21 protein-coding genes and 1 pseudogene are annotated in these 17,047 nt (G+C 67.2%); 11 read left to right on the top strand and 11 right to left on the bottom strand.

Translation table 11 applies throughout. The annotated features are described in order from the left end of the window. Nucleotides 1-249 precede the first annotated feature (249 nt). The gene (locus AP234_RS14325; RefSeq protein ID WP_152990413.1) at nucleotides 250-1,188 is read right to left on the bottom strand and encodes a hypothetical protein; all 939 of its coding nucleotides are present in this window, start codon (nucleotides 1,186-1,188) and stop codon (nucleotides 250-252) included. 353 nt (nucleotides 1,189-1,541) lie between these two features. Between AP234_RS14325 and AP234_RS14320 the strand changes: the two genes are divergently transcribed. From AP234_RS14320 to AP234_RS14310, 5 genes and pseudogenes are all read left to right on the top strand, one after another. Then, nucleotides 1,542-2,690, top strand: coding sequence for a hypothetical protein (locus AP234_RS14320; RefSeq protein WP_055480151.1), 1,149 nt, complete (start codon nucleotides 1,542-1,544; stop codon nucleotides 2,688-2,690). Between the two features lie 70 nt (nucleotides 2,691-2,760). Then, a pseudogene (locus AP234_RS39520) lies at nucleotides 2,761-2,862 on the top strand (DUF2637 domain-containing protein); the annotation flags it as partial. 41 nt (nucleotides 2,863-2,903) lie between these two features. Next, nucleotides 2,904-3,107, top strand: coding sequence for a hypothetical protein (locus tag AP234_RS38625; RefSeq protein ID WP_235558174.1), 204 nt, complete (start codon nucleotides 2,904-2,906; stop codon nucleotides 3,105-3,107). Nucleotides 3,108-3,276: 169 nt separating this feature from the next. Further along, complete coding sequence (locus AP234_RS39175) at nucleotides 3,277-3,504, top strand: ATP-binding cassette domain-containing protein (protein WP_431998650.1); 228 nt, start codon at nucleotides 3,277-3,279, stop codon at nucleotides 3,502-3,504. 350 nt (nucleotides 3,505-3,854) lie between these two features. Further along, nucleotides 3,855-4,061: a cold-shock protein gene (locus AP234_RS14310; RefSeq protein WP_055480149.1), complete on the top strand. Its 207-nt coding sequence runs from the start codon at nucleotides 3,855-3,857 to the stop codon at nucleotides 4,059-4,061. Between the two features lie 294 nt (nucleotides 4,062-4,355). On the opposite strand, the gene AP234_RS38615 is transcribed toward AP234_RS14310, so the two are convergent. Further along, nucleotides 4,356-4,757, bottom strand: a complete 402-nt coding sequence (locus AP234_RS38615) for a MerR family transcriptional regulator (RefSeq protein ID WP_235558173.1) — start codon at nucleotides 4,755-4,757, stop codon at nucleotides 4,356-4,358. A gap of 462 nt (nucleotides 4,758-5,219) precedes the next feature. After that, entirely contained in the window at nucleotides 5,220-5,594 is a 375-nt protein-coding gene (locus AP234_RS36250) for a hypothetical protein (RefSeq protein WP_062414236.1), read from the bottom strand. Nucleotides 5,595-5,721: 127 nt separating this feature from the next. Between AP234_RS36250 and AP234_RS36245 the strand changes: the two genes are divergently transcribed. Then, nucleotides 5,722-5,949, top strand: a complete 228-nt coding sequence (locus AP234_RS36245; RefSeq protein ID WP_062414237.1) for a hypothetical protein — start codon at nucleotides 5,722-5,724, stop codon at nucleotides 5,947-5,949. A gap of 294 nt (nucleotides 5,950-6,243) precedes the next feature. Here the strand turns inward: AP234_RS36245 and AP234_RS14290 are convergent, their stop codons facing one another. The 5 genes from AP234_RS14290 to AP234_RS14270 form a co-directional block, all read right to left on the bottom strand. After that, entirely contained in the window at nucleotides 6,244-7,689 is a 1,446-nt protein-coding gene (locus tag AP234_RS14290) for a cellulose binding domain-containing protein (RefSeq protein WP_055480146.1), read from the bottom strand. 848 nt (nucleotides 7,690-8,537) lie between these two features. Continuing rightward, on the bottom strand, nucleotides 8,538-9,578 hold the full coding sequence (locus AP234_RS14285; protein WP_055480145.1) for a LacI family DNA-binding transcriptional regulator: 1,041 nt from the start codon (nucleotides 9,576-9,578) through the stop codon (nucleotides 8,538-8,540). A 28-nt stretch (nucleotides 9,579-9,606) separates the two neighbouring features. Continuing rightward, a complete protein-coding gene (locus tag AP234_RS14280; RefSeq protein ID WP_055480144.1) occupies nucleotides 9,607-9,858 on the bottom strand; it encodes a hypothetical protein in 252 nt (83 codons plus the stop codon). A 274-nt stretch (nucleotides 9,859-10,132) separates the two neighbouring features. Beyond that, entirely contained in the window at nucleotides 10,133-10,390 is a 258-nt protein-coding gene (locus AP234_RS14275) for a Txe/YoeB family addiction module toxin (RefSeq protein WP_055480143.1), read from the bottom strand. Next, nucleotides 10,387-10,650: a type II toxin-antitoxin system Phd/YefM family antitoxin gene (locus AP234_RS14270; RefSeq protein WP_308440851.1), complete on the bottom strand. Its 264-nt coding sequence runs from the start codon at nucleotides 10,648-10,650 to the stop codon at nucleotides 10,387-10,389. Before AP234_RS14270 ends, AP234_RS14275 begins: the two co-directional genes overlap by 4 nt. 314 nt (nucleotides 10,651-10,964) lie before the next feature. Between AP234_RS14270 and AP234_RS14265 the strand changes: the two genes are divergently transcribed. The 5 genes from AP234_RS14265 to AP234_RS14250 all read left to right on the top strand — a co-directional run bounded on the left by AP234_RS14265 (nucleotide 10,965) and on the right by AP234_RS14250 (nucleotide 13,446). After that, nucleotides 10,965-11,558, top strand: coding sequence for a recombinase family protein (locus AP234_RS14265; protein WP_200926518.1), 594 nt, complete (start codon nucleotides 10,965-10,967; stop codon nucleotides 11,556-11,558). Further along, entirely contained in the window at nucleotides 11,525-12,055 is a 531-nt protein-coding gene (locus AP234_RS38610) for a zinc ribbon domain-containing protein (protein WP_235558172.1), read from the top strand. Before AP234_RS14265 ends, AP234_RS38610 begins: the two co-directional genes overlap by 34 nt. Then, nucleotides 11,977-12,564: a DUF2637 domain-containing protein gene (locus AP234_RS14260; protein WP_235558171.1), complete on the top strand. Its 588-nt coding sequence runs from the start codon at nucleotides 11,977-11,979 to the stop codon at nucleotides 12,562-12,564. Before AP234_RS38610 ends, AP234_RS14260 begins: the two co-directional genes overlap by 79 nt. A gap of 184 nt (nucleotides 12,565-12,748) precedes the next feature. Continuing rightward, entirely contained in the window at nucleotides 12,749-13,096 is a 348-nt protein-coding gene (locus AP234_RS14255) for a type II toxin-antitoxin system RelE/ParE family toxin (RefSeq protein ID WP_235558170.1), read from the top strand. A gap of 2 nt (nucleotides 13,097-13,098) precedes the next feature. Next, nucleotides 13,099-13,446 carry a helix-turn-helix domain-containing protein gene (locus tag AP234_RS14250; RefSeq protein WP_055480139.1) on the top strand — a complete coding sequence of 116 codons (348 nt, stop codon included), beginning with the start codon at nucleotides 13,099-13,101 and terminating at the stop codon, nucleotides 13,444-13,446. A gap of 35 nt (nucleotides 13,447-13,481) precedes the next feature. Here the strand turns inward: AP234_RS14250 and AP234_RS14245 are convergent, their stop codons facing one another. The 3 genes from AP234_RS14245 to AP234_RS14235 all read right to left on the bottom strand — a co-directional run bounded on the left by AP234_RS14245 (nucleotide 13,482) and on the right by AP234_RS14235 (nucleotide 16,995). Continuing rightward, nucleotides 13,482-13,667, bottom strand: a complete 186-nt coding sequence (locus AP234_RS14245) for a hypothetical protein (RefSeq protein ID WP_152990412.1) — start codon at nucleotides 13,665-13,667, stop codon at nucleotides 13,482-13,484. A gap of 120 nt (nucleotides 13,668-13,787) precedes the next feature. Further along, the gene (locus AP234_RS14240) at nucleotides 13,788-14,432 is read right to left on the bottom strand and encodes a transposase (RefSeq protein ID WP_235558169.1); all 645 of its coding nucleotides are present in this window, start codon (nucleotides 14,430-14,432) and stop codon (nucleotides 13,788-13,790) included. Nucleotides 14,433-14,643: 211 nt separating this feature from the next. Beyond that, nucleotides 14,644-16,995, bottom strand: coding sequence for a 2OG-Fe(II) oxygenase (locus tag AP234_RS14235; protein ID WP_055480137.1), 2,352 nt, complete (start codon nucleotides 16,993-16,995; stop codon nucleotides 14,644-14,646). Nucleotides 16,996-17,047 lie beyond the last annotated feature (52 nt).

Below are 17,047 nucleotides of genomic sequence, written 5' to 3'. Positions count from 1 at the left end.
AGGGGCGGCGGGCCGCAGGCCGGCTCTCAGGACGGCGCCGCCCCGTCCCCGCCCGCCGGCGACATCCGCCCGCACACCGGGCCGCCGCGCCCGCCCGGGCTACGACCGCGCCCGCGTCCTGCTGGACAAGTACGCTCACCGGCCTGGGCTATGAGAACCTCAGCCCGGCCCTGCGTCACCCGGTCAAGAAGGTGTCGTGACCGGACTCACACCCGCTGACCCGCTCGTTCCCGGGGACAGGCGGCAGGGTCATCTGACGATCTGGAGCAGGGCCTGGTTCCGCGCCTTCGCCGGCTCGGCGAGCCGCTGCAGTTCCCGGCCGGTCGAGTCGAGCACGACCAGGGTGTTGTGCGTGCGGCCGCGGACGCGGACCACGAGACGGCCGTCGGGGAGGTAGAACGCACCCATCTTCGTCCCCTTGACCGGGATGGGGACCCGCTTGCCCGTGACGGTGTCGACGATCGTCGGGGTGGACCCGATCGGCCAGACGTAGTCGCCTTCCGGGTCATTCCCCGAAAACGTGTGCACAACGACCTTCCTGGCGTCCGGCGACAGGCTGTGCACGTGGTTCGCGTACTTGATGCCCTTGACCCGGACCGACCGCCCGGTCTTGATGTCGAAAATGAAGACGCCGTCGCCGGCCGCCCCCGCGAGGTGGCGTCCGTCCGCGGACCAGGCGAGGTGGCAGGCGCCAAGCGGTACGCCGACCTTGCGTACGCCCGTGCCGTTCGCGTTCATGACCATGAGAGGTGTCCCGGTCTTGGCGTTGGCGTGCTTGCCGAAGAAGGCGACCCTGGTGGAGTCCGGGGACCAGACCGGGGTGAAGCAGGGGAAGTTGGCGGCGATTCCCTTGGCCACGACCTTCGACGTGCTCCCGTCCCCGATGTGGAGCTTGCCCTTCGGCAGGCGGTCCAGCGTGACCCAGGCGAGCTTCGTGCCGTCGGGCGAGGCGGCGACCTGGAAGGTGAGATCCGGTGCGCTGCCGAGCTTGATGAACCCCTTGCCCGGTTCGTAGCGGCTGATCGGATAGCCCTTGCCGTAGCTCAGGTAGACGGCGACACCTGCGAGCGGCTTCGGCGTCGCGCTCACGGACCTGGTGGCCGTCGTGGTGCCGGCGGCGGCCGCGGAGGGGAGGACGGCGAGGCCGGCGATCGCGGTGACGGCCAGACCGAGTGCGGTGCGCTTCATGGTGAACTCCTGGGTGCGTTGCTTCCCGGCGTGATCGGCGCCGGGAATGATCGCGCCCAGTGAAAGGTCGGCCGCTTGCACGTCCCTTGATTACGACATATCGGGGCGCTGCAATCGGCCTGCAGGGGCGGCCGTGCACGGCCCTGACCAAGAGTTTCGTTGCCGTGGTCCGGCACGCCCACGCCCCCTCGTCCATGCCGGTGCCGCTCTCGGGGCGGCACCTCTTCGCATTACGTGACGGTCGGCCGTTCGCCCGTGAATTCATGAGGTCGGCGGTAATCGCCGATCAAGAGGTCTGCAAGGGGTCCGTCTCAGACTGCGTCTGTCCCACCGCAGACGAAAGGACCCCTGCCATGGACATCCCTCGCGCCTCGGCCCGCGTCACGCTCGCCGTCGCCATCTCGGTCGTGACCGTCCCGGTAGCCGGCTTGACGATCGGGGCCGGCACCGTGCAGGCGGCCCCGGCGCAGTGGCGGGTCGTCAAGGGCGCGGCCCTCGGGCCGAACGGCAGTGCCCTGCTGGACGTGACGGCGACCGGGGCCCGGGACGCGTGGGCCGTCGGGTACGGCTGCGGGCGGGAGAAGGCCGTGAGCTGCCCCGCCGTCGCACGGTGGAACGGCACCCAGTGGAAGAGTGCGACCATGCCCGCCTATCGGCCGCCGGCCGGGTACGACTCGGACGTCCACCATTTCGACGCCGTCAGCGCGACCTCCCCCGACGACGTGTGGACGGTCGGCAACGGCCTCAACGTACGGGTCGGGCACTGGAACGGCAGGAGTTGGAGCATGTACCGGCCGTTCGGCAAGACCGGGAACAGAAGGCTGTCCGACGTCGAGGTCGGCCGGGGGCGGGTGTGGTTCGCCGGGAGTCTCGACGAGACCGGTGACCGTGCGGTCGTCCTGAGCTGGAGCGGCCGCGCCGGGTTCGTCAGGGAGTACACCCACAAGGGCTCGCTCGCCGCGCTGTCGGCCCGCCGCGGGACGGGTGAGGTCTGGGCGGTGGGCGCGCAGAAGACCGGACCGTTGGTCGTACGAGGGACCGAGCGGGGCGGTCGGGTCCGCTGGGAGGAGAGCCGGACCCCGGCGATTCCCGAGGGGAAGCTCAACCAGGTGCGGGCGATCGGCGCCGACGACGTCTGGGCGGTCGGTCAGATCGGCAATCCGTACGACTGGAGTGACTTCAAGCCGCTCGCGCTGCACTTCGACGGCAAGTCGTGGCGCCAGGTGCCCCTCCCGGTGGCGAAGGGCCGCATCACCGGCCTCACCGCCGACGCCTCCGGAAACATCTGGGTGAGCGGCGTCGACCTCTCCCACCCGAAGCAGGTCCTCTTCATGCGGTATGTGCAGGGCGCCTGGACCACGTCGTACGGCCCCAAGCTGAGGCTTCCGGTGCGGCACGCGACGATCAGCGGGATCCCCGGTTCGAGCGGCATGTGGGCGGTCGGCCGAATGATGGGCGACAGCGAGGACTCGGAAAAGGACTTCATCCTCCGGTACGGCTGACGCCGCCCCACCGGGGTCACCTCGCGGCTGCTCAGGGCGACTTGCGGTACGCCGCCTCTAGCGTACGACGATCGCCGGTGTTTTCCTCCTGGCGGCAATCGCTGCGGTCGTCTCGTTCAGGCACATGCACGAGCTTTGCCTGCGCCACGGTGAGGATCACCTGGCAGCGGTGCTCATCCCGCTCGCGCGACGGCCTGATCGTCCGTCGCCTCGATGTCCATCCCCCTGGCCAACCGATACGGCTCGCGCGGCGGCCTCCTGGCCTGGGACCTGCTCGTGGTCGGCAGCTTCGCCGGCCTCGGAGCGGACGTCTCCATTGCGGAACTCAGCCTGATCGGCCGAATCATCGCCGCGTGGCCGTGGTTTGATGAATGCGGTGGTGCCCACGGTCGAGGCGATAGCCCCTGTAGGCCGTGATCTCCGCTGGAGATCAGCGTGCGAAGTTTCAAGATGGGTTTGGCACCTGGTAATCCCCAGCGGGCGCCGGCGATGTCGAGGCGGTAGCCGAACGGGTAACGTCAGGCTCCTTCGATGACATCTCGCAGGTCTCCCGCCTGATCGCGGTTCTGATCGCGTGTTGACCGGGGTGGTGGGGGAAAACGGTGCGGGGAAGTCCACGCTGCTGAAGATCCTCGTTGGGGAGCTGCGCCCGACGCGCGGCACGATCCGGCACAGCGGCCGGGTCGGGTACTGCCCGCAGCAGGTGGTGCTCAATGACGCGCTGACCGTGCGGCAGCACCTTGCTTTCTTTCAGGCTCCCGGTTGCGCGGCGGCGGATGGTCAGGGGGCCACCAGGGGCCGGATCGGCAGGTAGTGCGCCCCGTCATGGCGAGTGCCTGGGGCATCGGCGCAGGCGGACGTGCGGCAGGCGCGGGTGACGGCCGCGGGGTGCGCTGCCTGAGATACGGGGGGTGGGGCGTGCGGAGCTGCGCGGAATGCTGCTCATCCAGGCGGGTAGCGGCGGGGTGTGCGTATCACGCCGCACGTGTGCTAGGTTAGACACAGTTGCAGTTGTGGTACCCATAATGAACTTGTGTGCACCTGACGGTATGTAGCCTCAGGTGCATTTTTGTTTGCCGGTCTTCTCCGGGTGTGGGCCTATCGCGGCAACGCGGAATTCGTGACAGTGCGGATTTCGGCTACACCTATCAAGAGGAGATCGACATGGCTTCTGGCACCGTGAAGTGGTTCAACGCGGAAAAGGGCTTCGGCTTCATCGAGCAGGACGGCGGCGGCGCCGACGTCTTCGCACACTACTCCAACATCATCTCTCAGGGCGGCTACCGCGAGCTGCACGAGGGCCAGAAGGTGGCCTTCGATGTCACCCAGGGCCAGAAGGGCCCTCAGGCCGAGAACATCGTTGCCGCCTGACAGAATAGCGCCACGTATCAGGGCTCACACCTTCACAGGTGCGGGCCCTGATTCGTTTCCGGCTGCTGCATCACTGCCGCACGAGAATCGACGGCCCGGGATGTCGACCACAGCCGCGCAGCTCTTGATACCGGTGATCGACAGCGTATGAAGCGTCATCACACCTGGTAGGAGGTACGTCATCCGGGAGATATGAGGCCGGTGACAAAAAGCGCGACCAAGCGCGACCACGTCGCCACGCTGCACGCCAAGACCCGGTCAGCTTCACGCTGCCGGGCCTTCTCTCTACCGGTGTTAGTGTCCGGCCGGGCGGTCGCGCGCGTTGTTGATGCGCAGTGCCTCGGCGAGCTGGTCTTCCAAGGTGATGATCCGGCAGGCGGCTTCCACAGGAGTGCCCTGATCGACGAGTTCCCTGGCGCGTGCGGCCAGCCGCAGCTGGTAGCGGGAGTAGCGGCGATGGCCGCCGCTGGAGCGTTTCGGCTCGATCAGTTTCACGGCGCCCAGAGCTCGCAGGAACGCGGGGCTGACACCGAGCATCTCCGCGGCCGCGCCCATGCTGTAGGCGGGGTAGTCCTCATCGTCGAACCGATCCTCGAACCGGTCTTCGGCCCTGGATCCAGCTTTGGACCCGGTCGTGTCCGCATTCCTGCCGTGAGCGAGCGTGTCACCTTCGGCGGCCGAGTGAGGTTGATCCATGCATTCCTTTCCATCACGAGCACAGGGGGCCCCGGCACCTGTCGTGCCGGGGCCCCGAAGAGTTCAACACCATCTACCGGCCATATCCGGCCGGCTCACTGTTTTCCGCATCCGCCGTACTGAGCGGCGGTGATGCGGGGATCGCGGATGCGTGACCGTAGACCACCTTCCTATCTGTGGAGCTGCGGTACCCGAGCGGCGAGACTCAGCCGGCAACGGGCGATCCTGATGGCGTCAAACACTCCCTTCATTTCTTTCCCGGACCCCTGTCCGGCTTCACCTGCGGCAGCGCGTCCACGATCAGGGCCTAACCACTGCGCCGGCCCGTCACGTCCGACCTTCTGCCATCAACTTCCAACTTCATCTTGCTCCGGGCAGTTCATCGTGGTGCCAGTACTTCCGCTGCCCGGCCGAACCGTTCCTTACGATGTGAGAAACACTAGCCCCAGCGGCCTCAATTGTCTACTGCGGCGAACATAGATTTTCGGGGGTCGCCGGTTCCTCGTCGGAAGGCGTGCCGTGGTCCACCTGCGGCTTGTCTGCGGAGAGTTCCGCAGGCGTCGGCTGCCGTACGGTGTGGGCCCGCCGGACGTCGGGGTAGGCGGTGGCCAGCAGCCGGAACGAGGTCGAGGACTCGGCCGTTTCGCGGTACGGGGATGCGGGTCTACTCTTGCGAGGCTTCGGCCAGGAGTGCCGCAGCGGCTTGGGGTCCATGAGGTTCGACCAGATCACCTCGCCCGACGCGAAATCGCGGCGAGGCATGACATCGGGATACCAGCTGTCGCGATCGCAGCCGGGCACCGCGTCGAGGATGGCGGCCTGATTGGCGATGGTCACTTGGCCGATGACGCGGACGCCTACGTAGGTTTCATGCCCCTTGTCGGCTCGGACCAGGACGGCGAGCGTGTGACCGGCGAGATCGTCCCGCTGTTCATGCCCTTCCCCGGCGAACTGAGCGGACGCCTTGCGGACGCGATCGGTTTCGGAGTCGACCTTCAACCACGGCCTGCTCACCCATGTCGAGCAGGACGCCGGCATCCTGACCATCCCTGTCCCACGCCGCTCACCGGATGAGCCCGAGCAGCACGCCGGCTACCGCATCACCGGCGAACGGGTGCGCTACTGGGGTCAGGCCACCTCGTACATCGCCCTGCGCTGGGCCGGCCCGCGAGCGGCCACGGCCGTGTCGTAGCTGCCGCGTTGCGGCGGCATCAGCTGCGACACGGCGGTGGCCCCTCGGCCAGTGAAGGTCGCCGAAGGCGGCGCGGTAGCGCCGACGGTCGCCGCCGTGGTGGCGATGAAGCGTCGACGCTTCAGTGGCATTACATCGCAACTCCTGAGGCCAGGTAGATGATGATTGCGGCCTAATGCCACCTTGTGCCGCCACGGCTGGTTCATCGCCCCGGTAGGGGCATGCGGGCAAGACGTCGCTTCTGGCCGCGAGACAAACGATGTGGTTTGTCAACGCGATGAGGCATTCGACAAGTCACGGGCTGCTGCAGGTGAGCGTGGGCGATGTCGGTGATCCGCTGGACAGGAACCCGAACGTGGCGGAGGCGTTCGCGCCCAGCGAGCCGTTCCAGCTCATGTTCTTCACCGTTACCTCGGAACCGCTGATACTCAAGGTGCCGTTCCAGAGCTGGCTGATCGTCTGCCCGCCGGCCAAGGTCCAGCGTGCCGTCCAACCGTTGATCCCTGAGGCCCCAGTACGCACCGTCACCTCGCCCTGGAACCCGCCGGGCCAGGAGCCGACCGTCGTGTAGGTGGCCGAGCACACGCCGCCGACCGGCGACGGGCTCGTGGACGGCGAAGGCGAGGGTGATGGGCTCGCGGACGGCGAGGGCGAGGGTGATGGGCTCGCGGACGGCGAAGGCGAGGGTGATGGGGACGTTCCCTTGTACTCCGCGGCCACCTTGGCCAGGTCCGTTCCCGATCCCCTCATGTAGGTCTGGTTGACCCATGAGGTGAAAGCGGTTTGGACGGCCGATGACGAGGTGCCCGACCACCGCTCCTCTTTGTCCTGGTCGAAATAGACGACGTTCTTCAGGTCGGGGTAGCGGCCTGACTGCAGGGTGGACGCCATGTCGTTGATCCACTGGGCCTTGTTGCCGCCGTCCTCGCTGGAGCCGACCTCGCCGATCATTACCGGGCGCCTCGGGGCGACGGCGCGTGCCTTGGCGTAGGCGCTGGCGAACAACGAGTCGAAGCTCGTCCAGTAGTTGCCGGCCGGGTCCCAGGACGGGCCGAGGCCCCAGTTGTAGCCGTCGATGCCGACCCAGTCGACGTAGGCGTCACCGGGGTAGGACTGCGCGGGGTCGTTGAAGGAGGAGTTGGGGGTGGAGCTGTTGTTGAAGCACCACACCCACTGGACGTTGGTGGCGCCGGCGGCGACGGCCAGGTCGTGCACCCGCCGGTAGGCGCTTATGTACAGAGCGGGGTTGCCGCCGTTGTTGACGATGCCCCAGGGGTACCAATCGCCGTTGAACTCGTGTCCCCAGCGGACCATGATCGGCGCGCCGACCGATGCGAACTCCGCGCCGCGGGCCTTGATGTAGCTGTCCCATTTCCCGTCGACGATGTCTTGGAGGTGGATCTGGCCGGGATCGTTCACACTGAGCGCCGGATTCCAGGGTTCCCAGGTGAAGTGCGTCATGACGCCCTGGTCCCACAGGGCCCTGGCCTCGGCCGCGTTGAAGGCGTTGCCGGTGGCCCAACTGTCGAACCACTCGACGCTGGCCGGGGTGACCCCGTACCTGCTGACGGTTCCCGAAAGGATCTGGGTGGGACTCGTCTCGCGGAACACCCCGAGGTACTTGGTTGAGGCATCCGCGGCGGCGGCCCGGGCGGGGATGGTCAGCGCCGCGCACATCAGGAGACTGACGACGAAGATGACCGTAGTTCGGATGCGCCCGAACTCGATCGGGTGTCTCATTTGTCCTCCATGGATTTGACGCGATCCGATCGGGTCATGCGAGATCCGGGCGATCAGGTCGGCCGGCCTGCGCCACTCGTGCCGTCGGTCGCTCGTCGGCGGTTCGGTTCTGGTTCGGGCGGGGGCGGCAGCCGCGACGGTGTCGTCTGGAGAGAGGGCCGGTGTGGCTGCTGCTCCCTGTCGGCGCTCTTTCGACGGCTCCGATGGACGACCAGGACCGCGGATGCGGACTACCGGCGGGGACGTTGATCTGTCCACCATTAACCCCTTGGGCGTTCCGGGCGAGTTTGCGCCTAAATGGTGAATCAGAGGGCTATGCGGCGGACACCCCAGGTCAGGCTTTTTGATTGTTTCCGCAGGTGAACACGGTTAATGGAATGAATGATTCTGAAATTTTCAGGAAACACTCGCTCCTGAGCCTTTCACCGAGGGCCGGCTCCACGCGGTCACCGACCGCCATCCCGGTGTCTTGTCCTCCCGGCCCTGGCGCCGGGTCGAGGAACACTGCGGGGCAGGACGGCGCGCCGACCGCGACAGGATTGAACTCGTCACCGCGCTCACCGGGCGCCAGAGCACCGGCCCCGCAGTTCTGCCGGCCCTCGGGATGCCATCGCCGCTGATCCGTCTGTCTCTGCACCGGGCCGGCACAGTCTTATCCGGCTCGTCCGAGTGCATGGCACGCGTCGGGCCCGCCGCAGCGGGTGCGTGCGAACCGGGGGGCGGCGTCTCAGCCGCGTGCCCGGACGAAATCTACTGACCCTGACCTTATGGCGGCCGGCCGGGAGCGCGGGCGGGTCCTCTCGGCCGGTCCCAGGAAGCCGACCCCACGGTGGGCAGGCGAACCAGGGTTAGCCGTGAGAAGCGGTGCTGGAGCGCACTTGCAGCCGGGTGGCCAGCTCCACCCGGTCCGCGACCGGGGCTCTGCGGGAGGCCAGGGCCATCACCATCTCGGCGGCGGCGGTGCCCATCTTCTGCAAGGGCTGGCGCACGGTGGTCATCGGCGGGTCCGCCCACTGCGCGAGGGGCAGGTCGTCGAACCCGACGACGCTCAGGTCCTCGGGAACGCGCAGCCCGGCCCGGTGGGCGGCCTGGTAGACCCCGAGGGCCTGCAGGTCGTTGGCGGCGAAGATCGCGGTCGGCGGATCCGGGAGCGCCAGCAGCGCCTGGGCCTGGGTGCGGCCGCCCTCCACATACAGCGGGCCGGTGCACACCAGGTCGGGATCGGCCGGGATGCCGGCTGAGTCCATGGCCGCCCGGTAGCCGTCCAGGCGGGCCCGGCAGCACATCAGTGTGTTCGGCCCGTTGATCATGGCGATCCTGCGGTGGCCCAGCTCCAGCAGGTGGCGAGTGGCGGAAAGGCCGCCGTTCCAGTTGGTGGCCCCCACCGAGGGGACACCGTGGTCGGGCTCGCCGCGCGGGTCCAGGGCGACCAGCGGGATGGAGCGGCTGGCCAGCCGGGCCCGCTGGCGTTCGCTGAGGTCGGTCGAGACCGCGATCACGCCGACCGGACGGCGGGCCAGCACCTGGTTGATCCAGCCCGAGTGCGGGGAGCGCCGACCGCGCATGTCGGTGAGGCCCAGGATCATGCCGCAGGACTGGACGACCTCGTCCATGCCCCTGATCAGCTCCAGCGCCCACAGGCTGTCCAGGGACTCGAAGATGACCTCCACCACCGCGCTGGAGTCGACGGTGTCCGGCCGACGCCGCCAGCCGTGCTCCCGGACCAGTTCCTCGACCTTGCGGCGGGTGCCGGCCGCCACACCGGGATGGCCGTTGATCACTTTGGAGACGGTCGGGGCGGACACGCCGGCCAGCTTCGCGATATGTGCCAGCGTGACCTCCGGGCGGGTACGCGGCGCCGCGTACGGGTCCTGGGGGGTAGCGGTCACACCGAGATTCTACGAAGCATGGCAGCCATCACGTATCAGAGCACGGTGAACAGCCGGCTGTATCGAGAGCAGCGCCGGAGGCGGCCGTCGAAGCGATCACCGACCTGCCGCAGGGCGTCGAGGTGCGCGGCACCACCACCACCACCACCGACGGCGGCCGTCTTCGGTTCGGCTGCGGGCCATGCCGCGCCATCTCCACGACGTCTCCCAGGCGGCCGAGGTACACGGCGAGCGTTGCCACCATGCCGGAGTGATGCCGCTGGTCGAGCATCGTCGTCATGTGCCCGCCGCGGATCCGCTTCCGGGCGTTGACCTCGGCACGACGTCGCAGCAGCGCCAGCGCTGACGTACCATCCCGGCAAAGCAAAAGTGAGAGCCGAGGTGAATCTCAGCCCTCACATAGTGGAAAGTACGTGTCCGAGGGGGGAGGCGAACCAATTGCACATCCCTTCACCCTCACCACCCGCCTCCTGCTCGCGCAGAGGTGAGCGGCTGTGGACACCGATCTTGCCCGGCCAGACCACCGCATCCAGCGTACGATGATCGCCGGTATTTCATTCGTAGTGGGTGCGGCAGGCGACGATCTGGACGATGTCGGCTTCGATGGCGTAGACGATGCGGTGTTCGGTGGTGATGCGGCGTGACCAGAAACCTGACAGGTTCTGCCGGAGGGGTTCGGGTTTGCCGATGCCTTCATAACCGTTGCGGCAGATGTCTTCGATCAGTCGGTTCAGCCGTTTGAGGGTTACGCGGTCGTTCTGCTGCCACCAGAGGTAGTCGTCCCAGGCCTCCGGCGTGAAGAGGATCTTCACTCGGTTTCCTGGTCGTCGTCTTCGATGAGTTCACGAGGCTGGGCCTGGCCACCGCGCAGGCTTTGTATGGACGCGGCGAGGTGACGGGCGTTGGCGGGAATGCCGAGGAGGAACGCCGTCTCCTTCAGGGACTCGTACTCGCGCAGACTGATTACGACGGCGGGTTCGCGGTTGGGCCGGGTCACTACGATCTCGTCGAGATCTTCGGTGACGCGGTCCAGGGCCGCTGCTAGGTTCGAGCGGAACTCGCTCGCGGACATCGGGTGCATCGTATCCTCCCTATCTCTGGAGTGTACGTAATCACGTACATCAGGTGCAAGGCTGTCGTGTGGGCACGCCGGAAGATCTCCACCCTGAGCGGGGAGAAACCCAGCGGGCCGGGAAGCAGCTCGTCTGTGTAGGTGTCAGTGGCAAGTGCCGGCGTGTGCGAGCTGTTGTAGGTCTTCCTGGCCTGCCGCGCTCGTTCGGCGAGTGCCGCATAGAAGTCGTCTGCGCTGCCGTCCTCGCGACGTCCGGCTGCCATCAGCCACGGGCAGCGATTGTCCGGCCACACCGCTCCCGCCAACGCTGGATCTTGACCTTGAACAGGACGTTGTCATCCACCGAGACGATGCGCTCCCGGGCGGTGCTGACCTTCCCGCTGTTCGCCCACTTCGGCGTGCCGCTGTGGGTTCCGGAGATCGGCGGTCCCATCGATCCGGACTCCGAGGCGCACAACCTCATCATGTCCATGTACGCGGGAATCTCCAAGGCCGAGCGCCGCCGGATCCAGGTCCGGGTCCGCGCCGCGATGACAGCCCAGACCGAGTTCGAAGGGCGCTTCCTGGGCGGGCGTCCGCCGTACGGGTATCGCCTGGCCGACGCCGGACCCCACCCCAACCCCCACCAGGCCGCCGCAGGAGCGCGGCTCCATCGGCTTGCCCTGGATCCGCCGGCGGCCGCCGTGGTGAAGAGGATCTTCATGCTCAGGCTCGACGGGCTGGGCGCCGGCCGGATCGCCGCCACCCTCAACGCCGAGGGAGTGCCCTGCCCGTCCGCCCATGACCGCGCGCGCAATCCCCACCGCTCCGGCGAGATGTGGACGGACGGCACCGTGCTGTCGATCCTCCGTAACCCCCGCTACACCGGCTATCAGTGTGGAACAAGCAACGCACGACCGAGGTGCTGATCGATCCCCATGATGTCGCCCTGGGTGTTCATCAGGTGAGGCAGAGCAATCCCGATTCGGCCTGGGTGCGGTCACGGCGTCCCGCTCACCCGGCCATCGTCATCCTGGAGGACTTCGATCGTGCCCAGTTCGCTCCGGTGGTCATCGGCACGCCGCGGACCTATGTGTTCAGAGGGCTGCTGCGCTGCGGCTTCTGCCAGCGGTCCATGGAAGGGTCATGGATCAACAACCAGTCCAACTATCGGTGCCGTCAAGGGCATCATCGGAACGTCTTCATCCGGGAAGACAAGGTGGCCGAGCACCTGGGCGCACTGCTCATACGAGCGGTCGCGGAGTCGCGGTACGCCGAATTCAACGTACGACAATCGCAGGTGTTTTCCTACTGGCGGCGATTGCTGCTGTCGTCTTGTTCCGTCACATGCACGAGCTGTGCCTGCGTCACGGTGAGGACCACCTGGCGGCGGTGCTCATCCCGCTCGCCGTCGACGGCAGCCTGATCGTTGTCGCCTCGATGTCCATCCTCCTGGCCAACCGGTACGGCTCCCGCGGCGGCCTCCTCGCCTGGAGCCTCCTCGTGGTCGGCAGCCTCGCCAGCCTCGGCGCGAACGTCGCCGTCGCCGAGCCCAGCCTCATCGGTCGAATCATCGCCGCCTGGCCGTCCGCCGCGCTGATCGGCAGCTACGAGCTTCTGATGACCCAGATCCGCCGCTGCGCGGGAGAACGAGCAGAGGCCGAAGTCCTGGCGGTTCTCAGTCCTGATTCGGCCACCGATGCGGAAGCCGACCCCGTGGAGCCACAAGACGATCAGGAGGAATACGCCGACTTGCCCGCTGGGCGCGACGTGAACGGTCGGGTGCTGCAGCGAGAGGCATGGCGGTGGGCACAGCAGAACCGCCAGGCCGATGGCGACATCCCCAGCGGTGTTGCCATCGCCCAAGCCTTCACCCGCAGCCCCCGATGGGGCCGCCTGGTCAAGAAGGCCGGCCTCGCCGGCGAATTGGGCTGACATGTGGAGCAATCCCGACCCCACTTGGTTGCGGTTGTGTTACCCGCCCGGTGAGCTGAAGGACCGGTATGTCCGGATACGGAACGGAGTTGTTCAATCGCACTACGTCCTCTTTGGGTGGTAGTAGCCTACCGTCCATGTTAAGGCTACCCTTGATTTCGAGAGGGCTCTCTTGGTGTGGACGGTGAAGGTCACAGACGAGTACGCCGCTTGGTTCAGGACGCTCCTCAAGGAGGATCTCGACTCGGCGGTTCAGGTCGCTCAGGCTGTAGCCGCTCTCCGGGAGGAGGGGCCGACGCTGGGTAGGCCGCTCGTCGACCGGCTCAAGGGAAGCTCCCTGCACCATCTCAAGGAACTGCGTCCGGGATCGCGGGGGCGATCGGAGATCAGGATCATCTTCGCCTTCGACCCCACCCGGGCGGCGCTGCTGCTGGGTGGCGACAAGGCGGGCAACTGGGAACGGTGGTACAAGGAGAACATCCCCCTGGCCGTACAGCTCTACATCGACTACACCAGTGACGACGAGGAGTGAACATGCCGAAGAGGACGCCGGGGGACTGGGCCGACCTGGAGCGGGAACTACACGAGGCCGGTGTCTCCCCTTCCGTGATCGAGGAGGGCGCCAGGAAGCTCCTCGCCGAGGCGCGCGGTCATCAGCTTGCCGAGGCGCGCAAGCAACTCGGGCTCGGACAAAAGGACGTTGCAAGCGCCATGGGTGTGAGCGTTGCCCGTGTCTCACAGATCGAGCATGGCGAGGTCACCTCCCTTGAGGTCATCGCCCGCTACGTGGAGGCGCTCGGGGCCCGCTTGGATCTGGTCGTCGACTTCGGCGATCGGACGGTGCGCTTGCCTGTCAGCGAGAAGTCGCTGGATGCCGCTTGAGGGGCCTTAGCGGTGGGTGGTCGGATGGGTAGGGCTCACTTTTCCGCCACGTCGCCGAGTTCTTCGATCTGCCCCTTGGTCAGTCCGGAGACGAGTGCCACCCGGGCTGTGTGCGTCCTGTCCAGCTGGGCCATCGCCTCCTGCGCGGCCGCATGCGGCTCGGCCTGGCGGACCTTGAAATATGCCTGTACGGCCTGGGCCACGAACTCCTTCTTCGTCATGTGAAGAGAGTGAGCCCCTGCGAGATCAGCGATCGGTTCGGAGTCCACCTTCAGCGGTGCCATATTCGAGCCAGCCACGACCTACCTCCATTACCCAAAGACATCCCATGAGCTTGAATGTCAAGCTGCGAGCTTCTCTGCATGATGCGACCAAGCGTTTGCTTCGTTGTAGAGCGTGCCGGTCTTGAGGCAGCCGTGCAGGATGCCCACGAGACGGTTGGCGAGTTGACGCAGCGCGGCGTAGTGGCCGACCTCGCGGGCTCGCAGCCGGTCGTGGTAGGCGCGGGCGCCGGGCGAGGCCTGCAGCGCGGAGAACGCCTGGGTGCCGAGGGCGTCCACGAGCCGGTCGTTGTGGACATACCGCGCCAGGACCACCTTCTTCTTGCCCGAGGCCCGGGTGATCGGGCTGGTGCCGGCGTAGTTCTTGCGGGCCTTGACGCTGGCGTACCGCTTGGGGTCGTCGCCGAACTCGGCAAGCACCCGGGCGCCGAGGATCGGTCCCAGTCCCGGCTGGGAGCCGATGATCTTAGCGGCCGGATGCGCGCCAAAATGCTCCTCCACCTGCCCTTCGAGCACCTTGATCTGCTCGTTGAGCACGGTCAGGATCGCGGTCGCCGAGCGCACCGTCGCGGCGTAGGCGGCCGTCACGACTGCGGGCTGGTCCAGGTGCTCACTCCGCAACGCCGCCTGGATCGCAGCGGCCCTATCGGCCACATCGCGGCGGCGGGCCCGCTTGAGCGCCGCGGTGATCTGCGTGATCGTCAACCTCGCGGCCGAGACCGGATCCGGTGCCCGGGTCAGCAACTCCAGGGCGTCGGCGCTACCGCAGAGAGCGGTGCCGGAAGCATCGCCTGGCCGTCCGAGGATATCTGGACCTGCCCGATGCGCGTCATGAACTGCCCCGAGCGGGTGGTATCGGAAGAGCTCGGCCGGCCATGGTTCAGGGCGGAGTGGCTGATTGCTGCGCATGGCCGGATCATCGGGGAACCTTCCAGTTCTCCACGAGCCAGGCCAGGTCCGCTTCGCTGCGTTCGCGAATGAGGTGCTCTCGTTTGAAGAGGGCCTCGGTTTTGGTCAGCACCAGGGTGTACGGTCGGCCCTGTCGTCTGGTCTCGTGGCGGACCGGCAACTCGGCACCATCGATCCGGGAATGGACATGTCTTCGCTTCTCCTGCGCGAGCGGCCACTCGAAAGCACGCCGCTGCGGGTCGCGGAGGAACGCGCCGAGTGTCCCGCACAGATCACATGCGCAACCGGCGGGCAGCTCGATCGACCAGTCGTCTGAGGCACGCTGCGGACGGGAGAGCACCACCCGGATCCGTTCGGCGCAGCCGAGGGCCAGGTCGCCGAAACCTTCGCTGTGCGGCCCCGCGGCCCGCAGCGCGGCTATCAGAAGCGGGATCACTTCGTCGCCGCCCGTTCGCCCGAGCTTGACGACATTGTCCAGCACGCCGGCGGATCCGGTCTGGGCCGCGGCCGCGGTGATCCCGGCGAGCGGCGCTCCGAGGCCGGTCAGCCACGTGTTCAGCCTGCTGGTGGACGGCCCGGTGAGCATGGGACGGACCCCGTCGGTCAACCACGTCCATGACAGGTCCAGGATGCGGTGGGCGGTCGCGGTTCCTTCGCTTCCCGCGGCCGTCAATGCTGTGCACAGCCGGGGGAGACCCGTGAGCCATTCCAGCAGCTCCGGGACATGGCCGTAGGCTCCCGGCCGCCACGCCGCAGTCCAGTCGCGGAGCAGGCCGGTGATCCAGGCGTCGCCATAGTGCGCGGCCAGGGCGGCGAGCGCCGGGGCATGGTCGGGAGCCAGTCGCTCCAGCTGGAACGGACGCAGGAGCATGGCCGCGGTTTCCGCGTCGTCCAGTCCCTTGGCGGTTTCCAGTGCCCGGCCGAGGAGATCGATCTGGGCGGAACGGATCGAGGCGTTCCAGAACGGCTCCAGTGACCGCGCCGCCTCGCGGGCCTTGGTGACCTCTCCAGCACCGACCATCTCGCCGAGTGCGTCAATCGCCCAGGCCGAGGAGGCCTGGGCTCGGCTGGCGAAGTCGCGGCTGTGGGGCCAGATGATCAGCGCCGCCCGCCGGTACCAGCGGTCCAGGGTGTTGCCGTAGTTGCCCATGTAGCCCTTGTACTGGGAGGTGTAGGGCGTGAGATCGGCCGTCGGGGTCGTCGCGGCCACCTCCGCATCGGTGAGGGTCAGCGAGATCTCCTCGGGGCGTCCGCCTTCTGGGCCGACCCAGTGGGCGAGCGTGATAGAGGAATCGATCAGATCCTGAAGGACGTACTGCCCGTCGTCCGTGCTGTCGGAGTCCTCCTCCGCGTCGTCGTCAGAGTCGTCATAGCTGTCGTAGTCGTCGTACCAGGAATCCTCGTCGTCGGAGTCGTAGGCGTCCCAGGTTTCCTGAATCTCCGCAAGGGCCAGCGTCACCTCACAATCCGCCCGGTCCGCTGCGGCCCGCAGCAGCGCCGCACGGGCGGCGTCGGAGCCTTTCAGCCGGGACCAGCTCAATCCCCGGGCGGTGTACTCGTGATCGAGCAGGTACGCCAGCCGCATCGGCGGGTCGGCCTGGCCTCTGCCATAGGAGAGGGTGATCGGAGTGGCGAAGTGCTCGTCAAGACAGGCCGCGAGCTCACCGGCCAGCGCATCCTGGGCTGTGGCGTCCTGGCCTGCGGGGCCGCTGTCTCCAGTCAGGATCAGGTTGTAGGTGAGGGTGATCCGATTCCCCGTCGTCACCGGTAGGACCTGGTGATGGCAGTCGGCGTAGAAGGCGACCAGCGAGACCGCGACCTTCGATCCGCGGTATTCCTTCCGCCGGCCGCGGTGCTCGATGACGAGCTCACCGCCGGTGTGGTCGGACGGCAGCGTCACCACCAAGGTCCCGACCATGGAGTCGTCCTTCTCGGAATCTTGATGGGTGACGAAGAACTGGCCGGTTTCGTACAGGAGCATGGAATGCAGGTCCGGCGTGAGCTCGCAATGCGGCGGCAGTCCCATCTCATCGCGCATCACCTGTAGGACGGCGTCGAACCGGGTGGTCCACTCGATGTGCACCAGCTCTTTGGGGATCTCCCAGGTGTCACGGATCTCCGGGTCGGTCAAGGTCTGCTCGCCGCGCCCGAACCGTGCCCGGCGGCCGAGCCCGCGCAGCAGTGCGGACTGCTCGTCGGAGACGGGGAAGTGAAGCGGGCCGACTCCGTCGACCGTCACCGACAGATCGGTCATGAAGAGCTTCTGGTAGACGCTCCACGCGGCCTGTTGCTCCAGCTCTCCCAGCTTCCCTGGCTCGCCGAGCAGCTCAGCCAGTCGCTCGCGGGCCGTCCCCGGCACGAAACACCACTCCCTCTCACGCGAAACCCCTAAATTACCGGGCTTACGGCGC

The sequence above is a fragment of the Sphaerimonospora mesophila genome (assembly GCF_001417795.1).
Classification (GTDB): Bacteria; Actinomycetota; Actinomycetes; order Streptosporangiales; family Streptosporangiaceae; genus Sphaerimonospora; species Sphaerimonospora mesophila.
This window is presented reverse-complemented; position numbering and strand designations above follow the sequence as displayed.

Coding starts and splice junctions, on each gene's coding strand:
- AP234_RS14325 (WP_152990413.1), bottom strand. CDS start 1,188: ATGAAGCGCACCGCACTCGGTCTGGCCGTCACCGCGATCGCCGGCCTC.
- AP234_RS14320 (WP_055480151.1), top strand. CDS start 1,542: ATGGACATCCCTCGCGCCTCGGCCCGCGTCACGCTCGCCGTCGCCATC.
- AP234_RS38625 (WP_235558174.1), top strand. CDS start 2,904: ATGTCCATCCCCCTGGCCAACCGATACGGCTCGCGCGGCGGCCTCCTG.
- AP234_RS14310 (WP_055480149.1), top strand. CDS start 3,855: ATGGCTTCTGGCACCGTGAAGTGGTTCAACGCGGAAAAGGGCTTCGGC.
- AP234_RS38615 (WP_235558173.1), bottom strand. CDS start 4,757: ATGGATCAACCTCACTCGGCCGCCGAAGGTGACACGCTCGCTCACGGC.
- AP234_RS14290 (WP_055480146.1), bottom strand. CDS start 7,689: ATGAGACACCCGATCGAGTTCGGGCGCATCCGAACTACGGTCATCTTC.
- AP234_RS14280 (WP_055480144.1), bottom strand. CDS start 9,858: ATGACGACGATGCTCGACCAGCGGCATCACTCCGGCATGGTGGCAACG.
- AP234_RS14270 (WP_308440851.1), bottom strand. CDS start 10,650: ATGTCCGCGAGCGAGTTCCGCTCGAACCTAGCAGCGGCCCTGGACCGC.
- AP234_RS14260 (WP_235558171.1), top strand. CDS start 11,977: ATGCACGAGCTGTGCCTGCGTCACGGTGAGGACCACCTGGCGGCGGTG.
- AP234_RS14250 (WP_055480139.1), top strand. CDS start 13,099: ATGCCGAAGAGGACGCCGGGGGACTGGGCCGACCTGGAGCGGGAACTA.
- AP234_RS14245 (WP_152990412.1), bottom strand. CDS start 13,667: ATGACGAAGAAGGAGTTCGTGGCCCAGGCCGTACAGGCATATTTCAAG.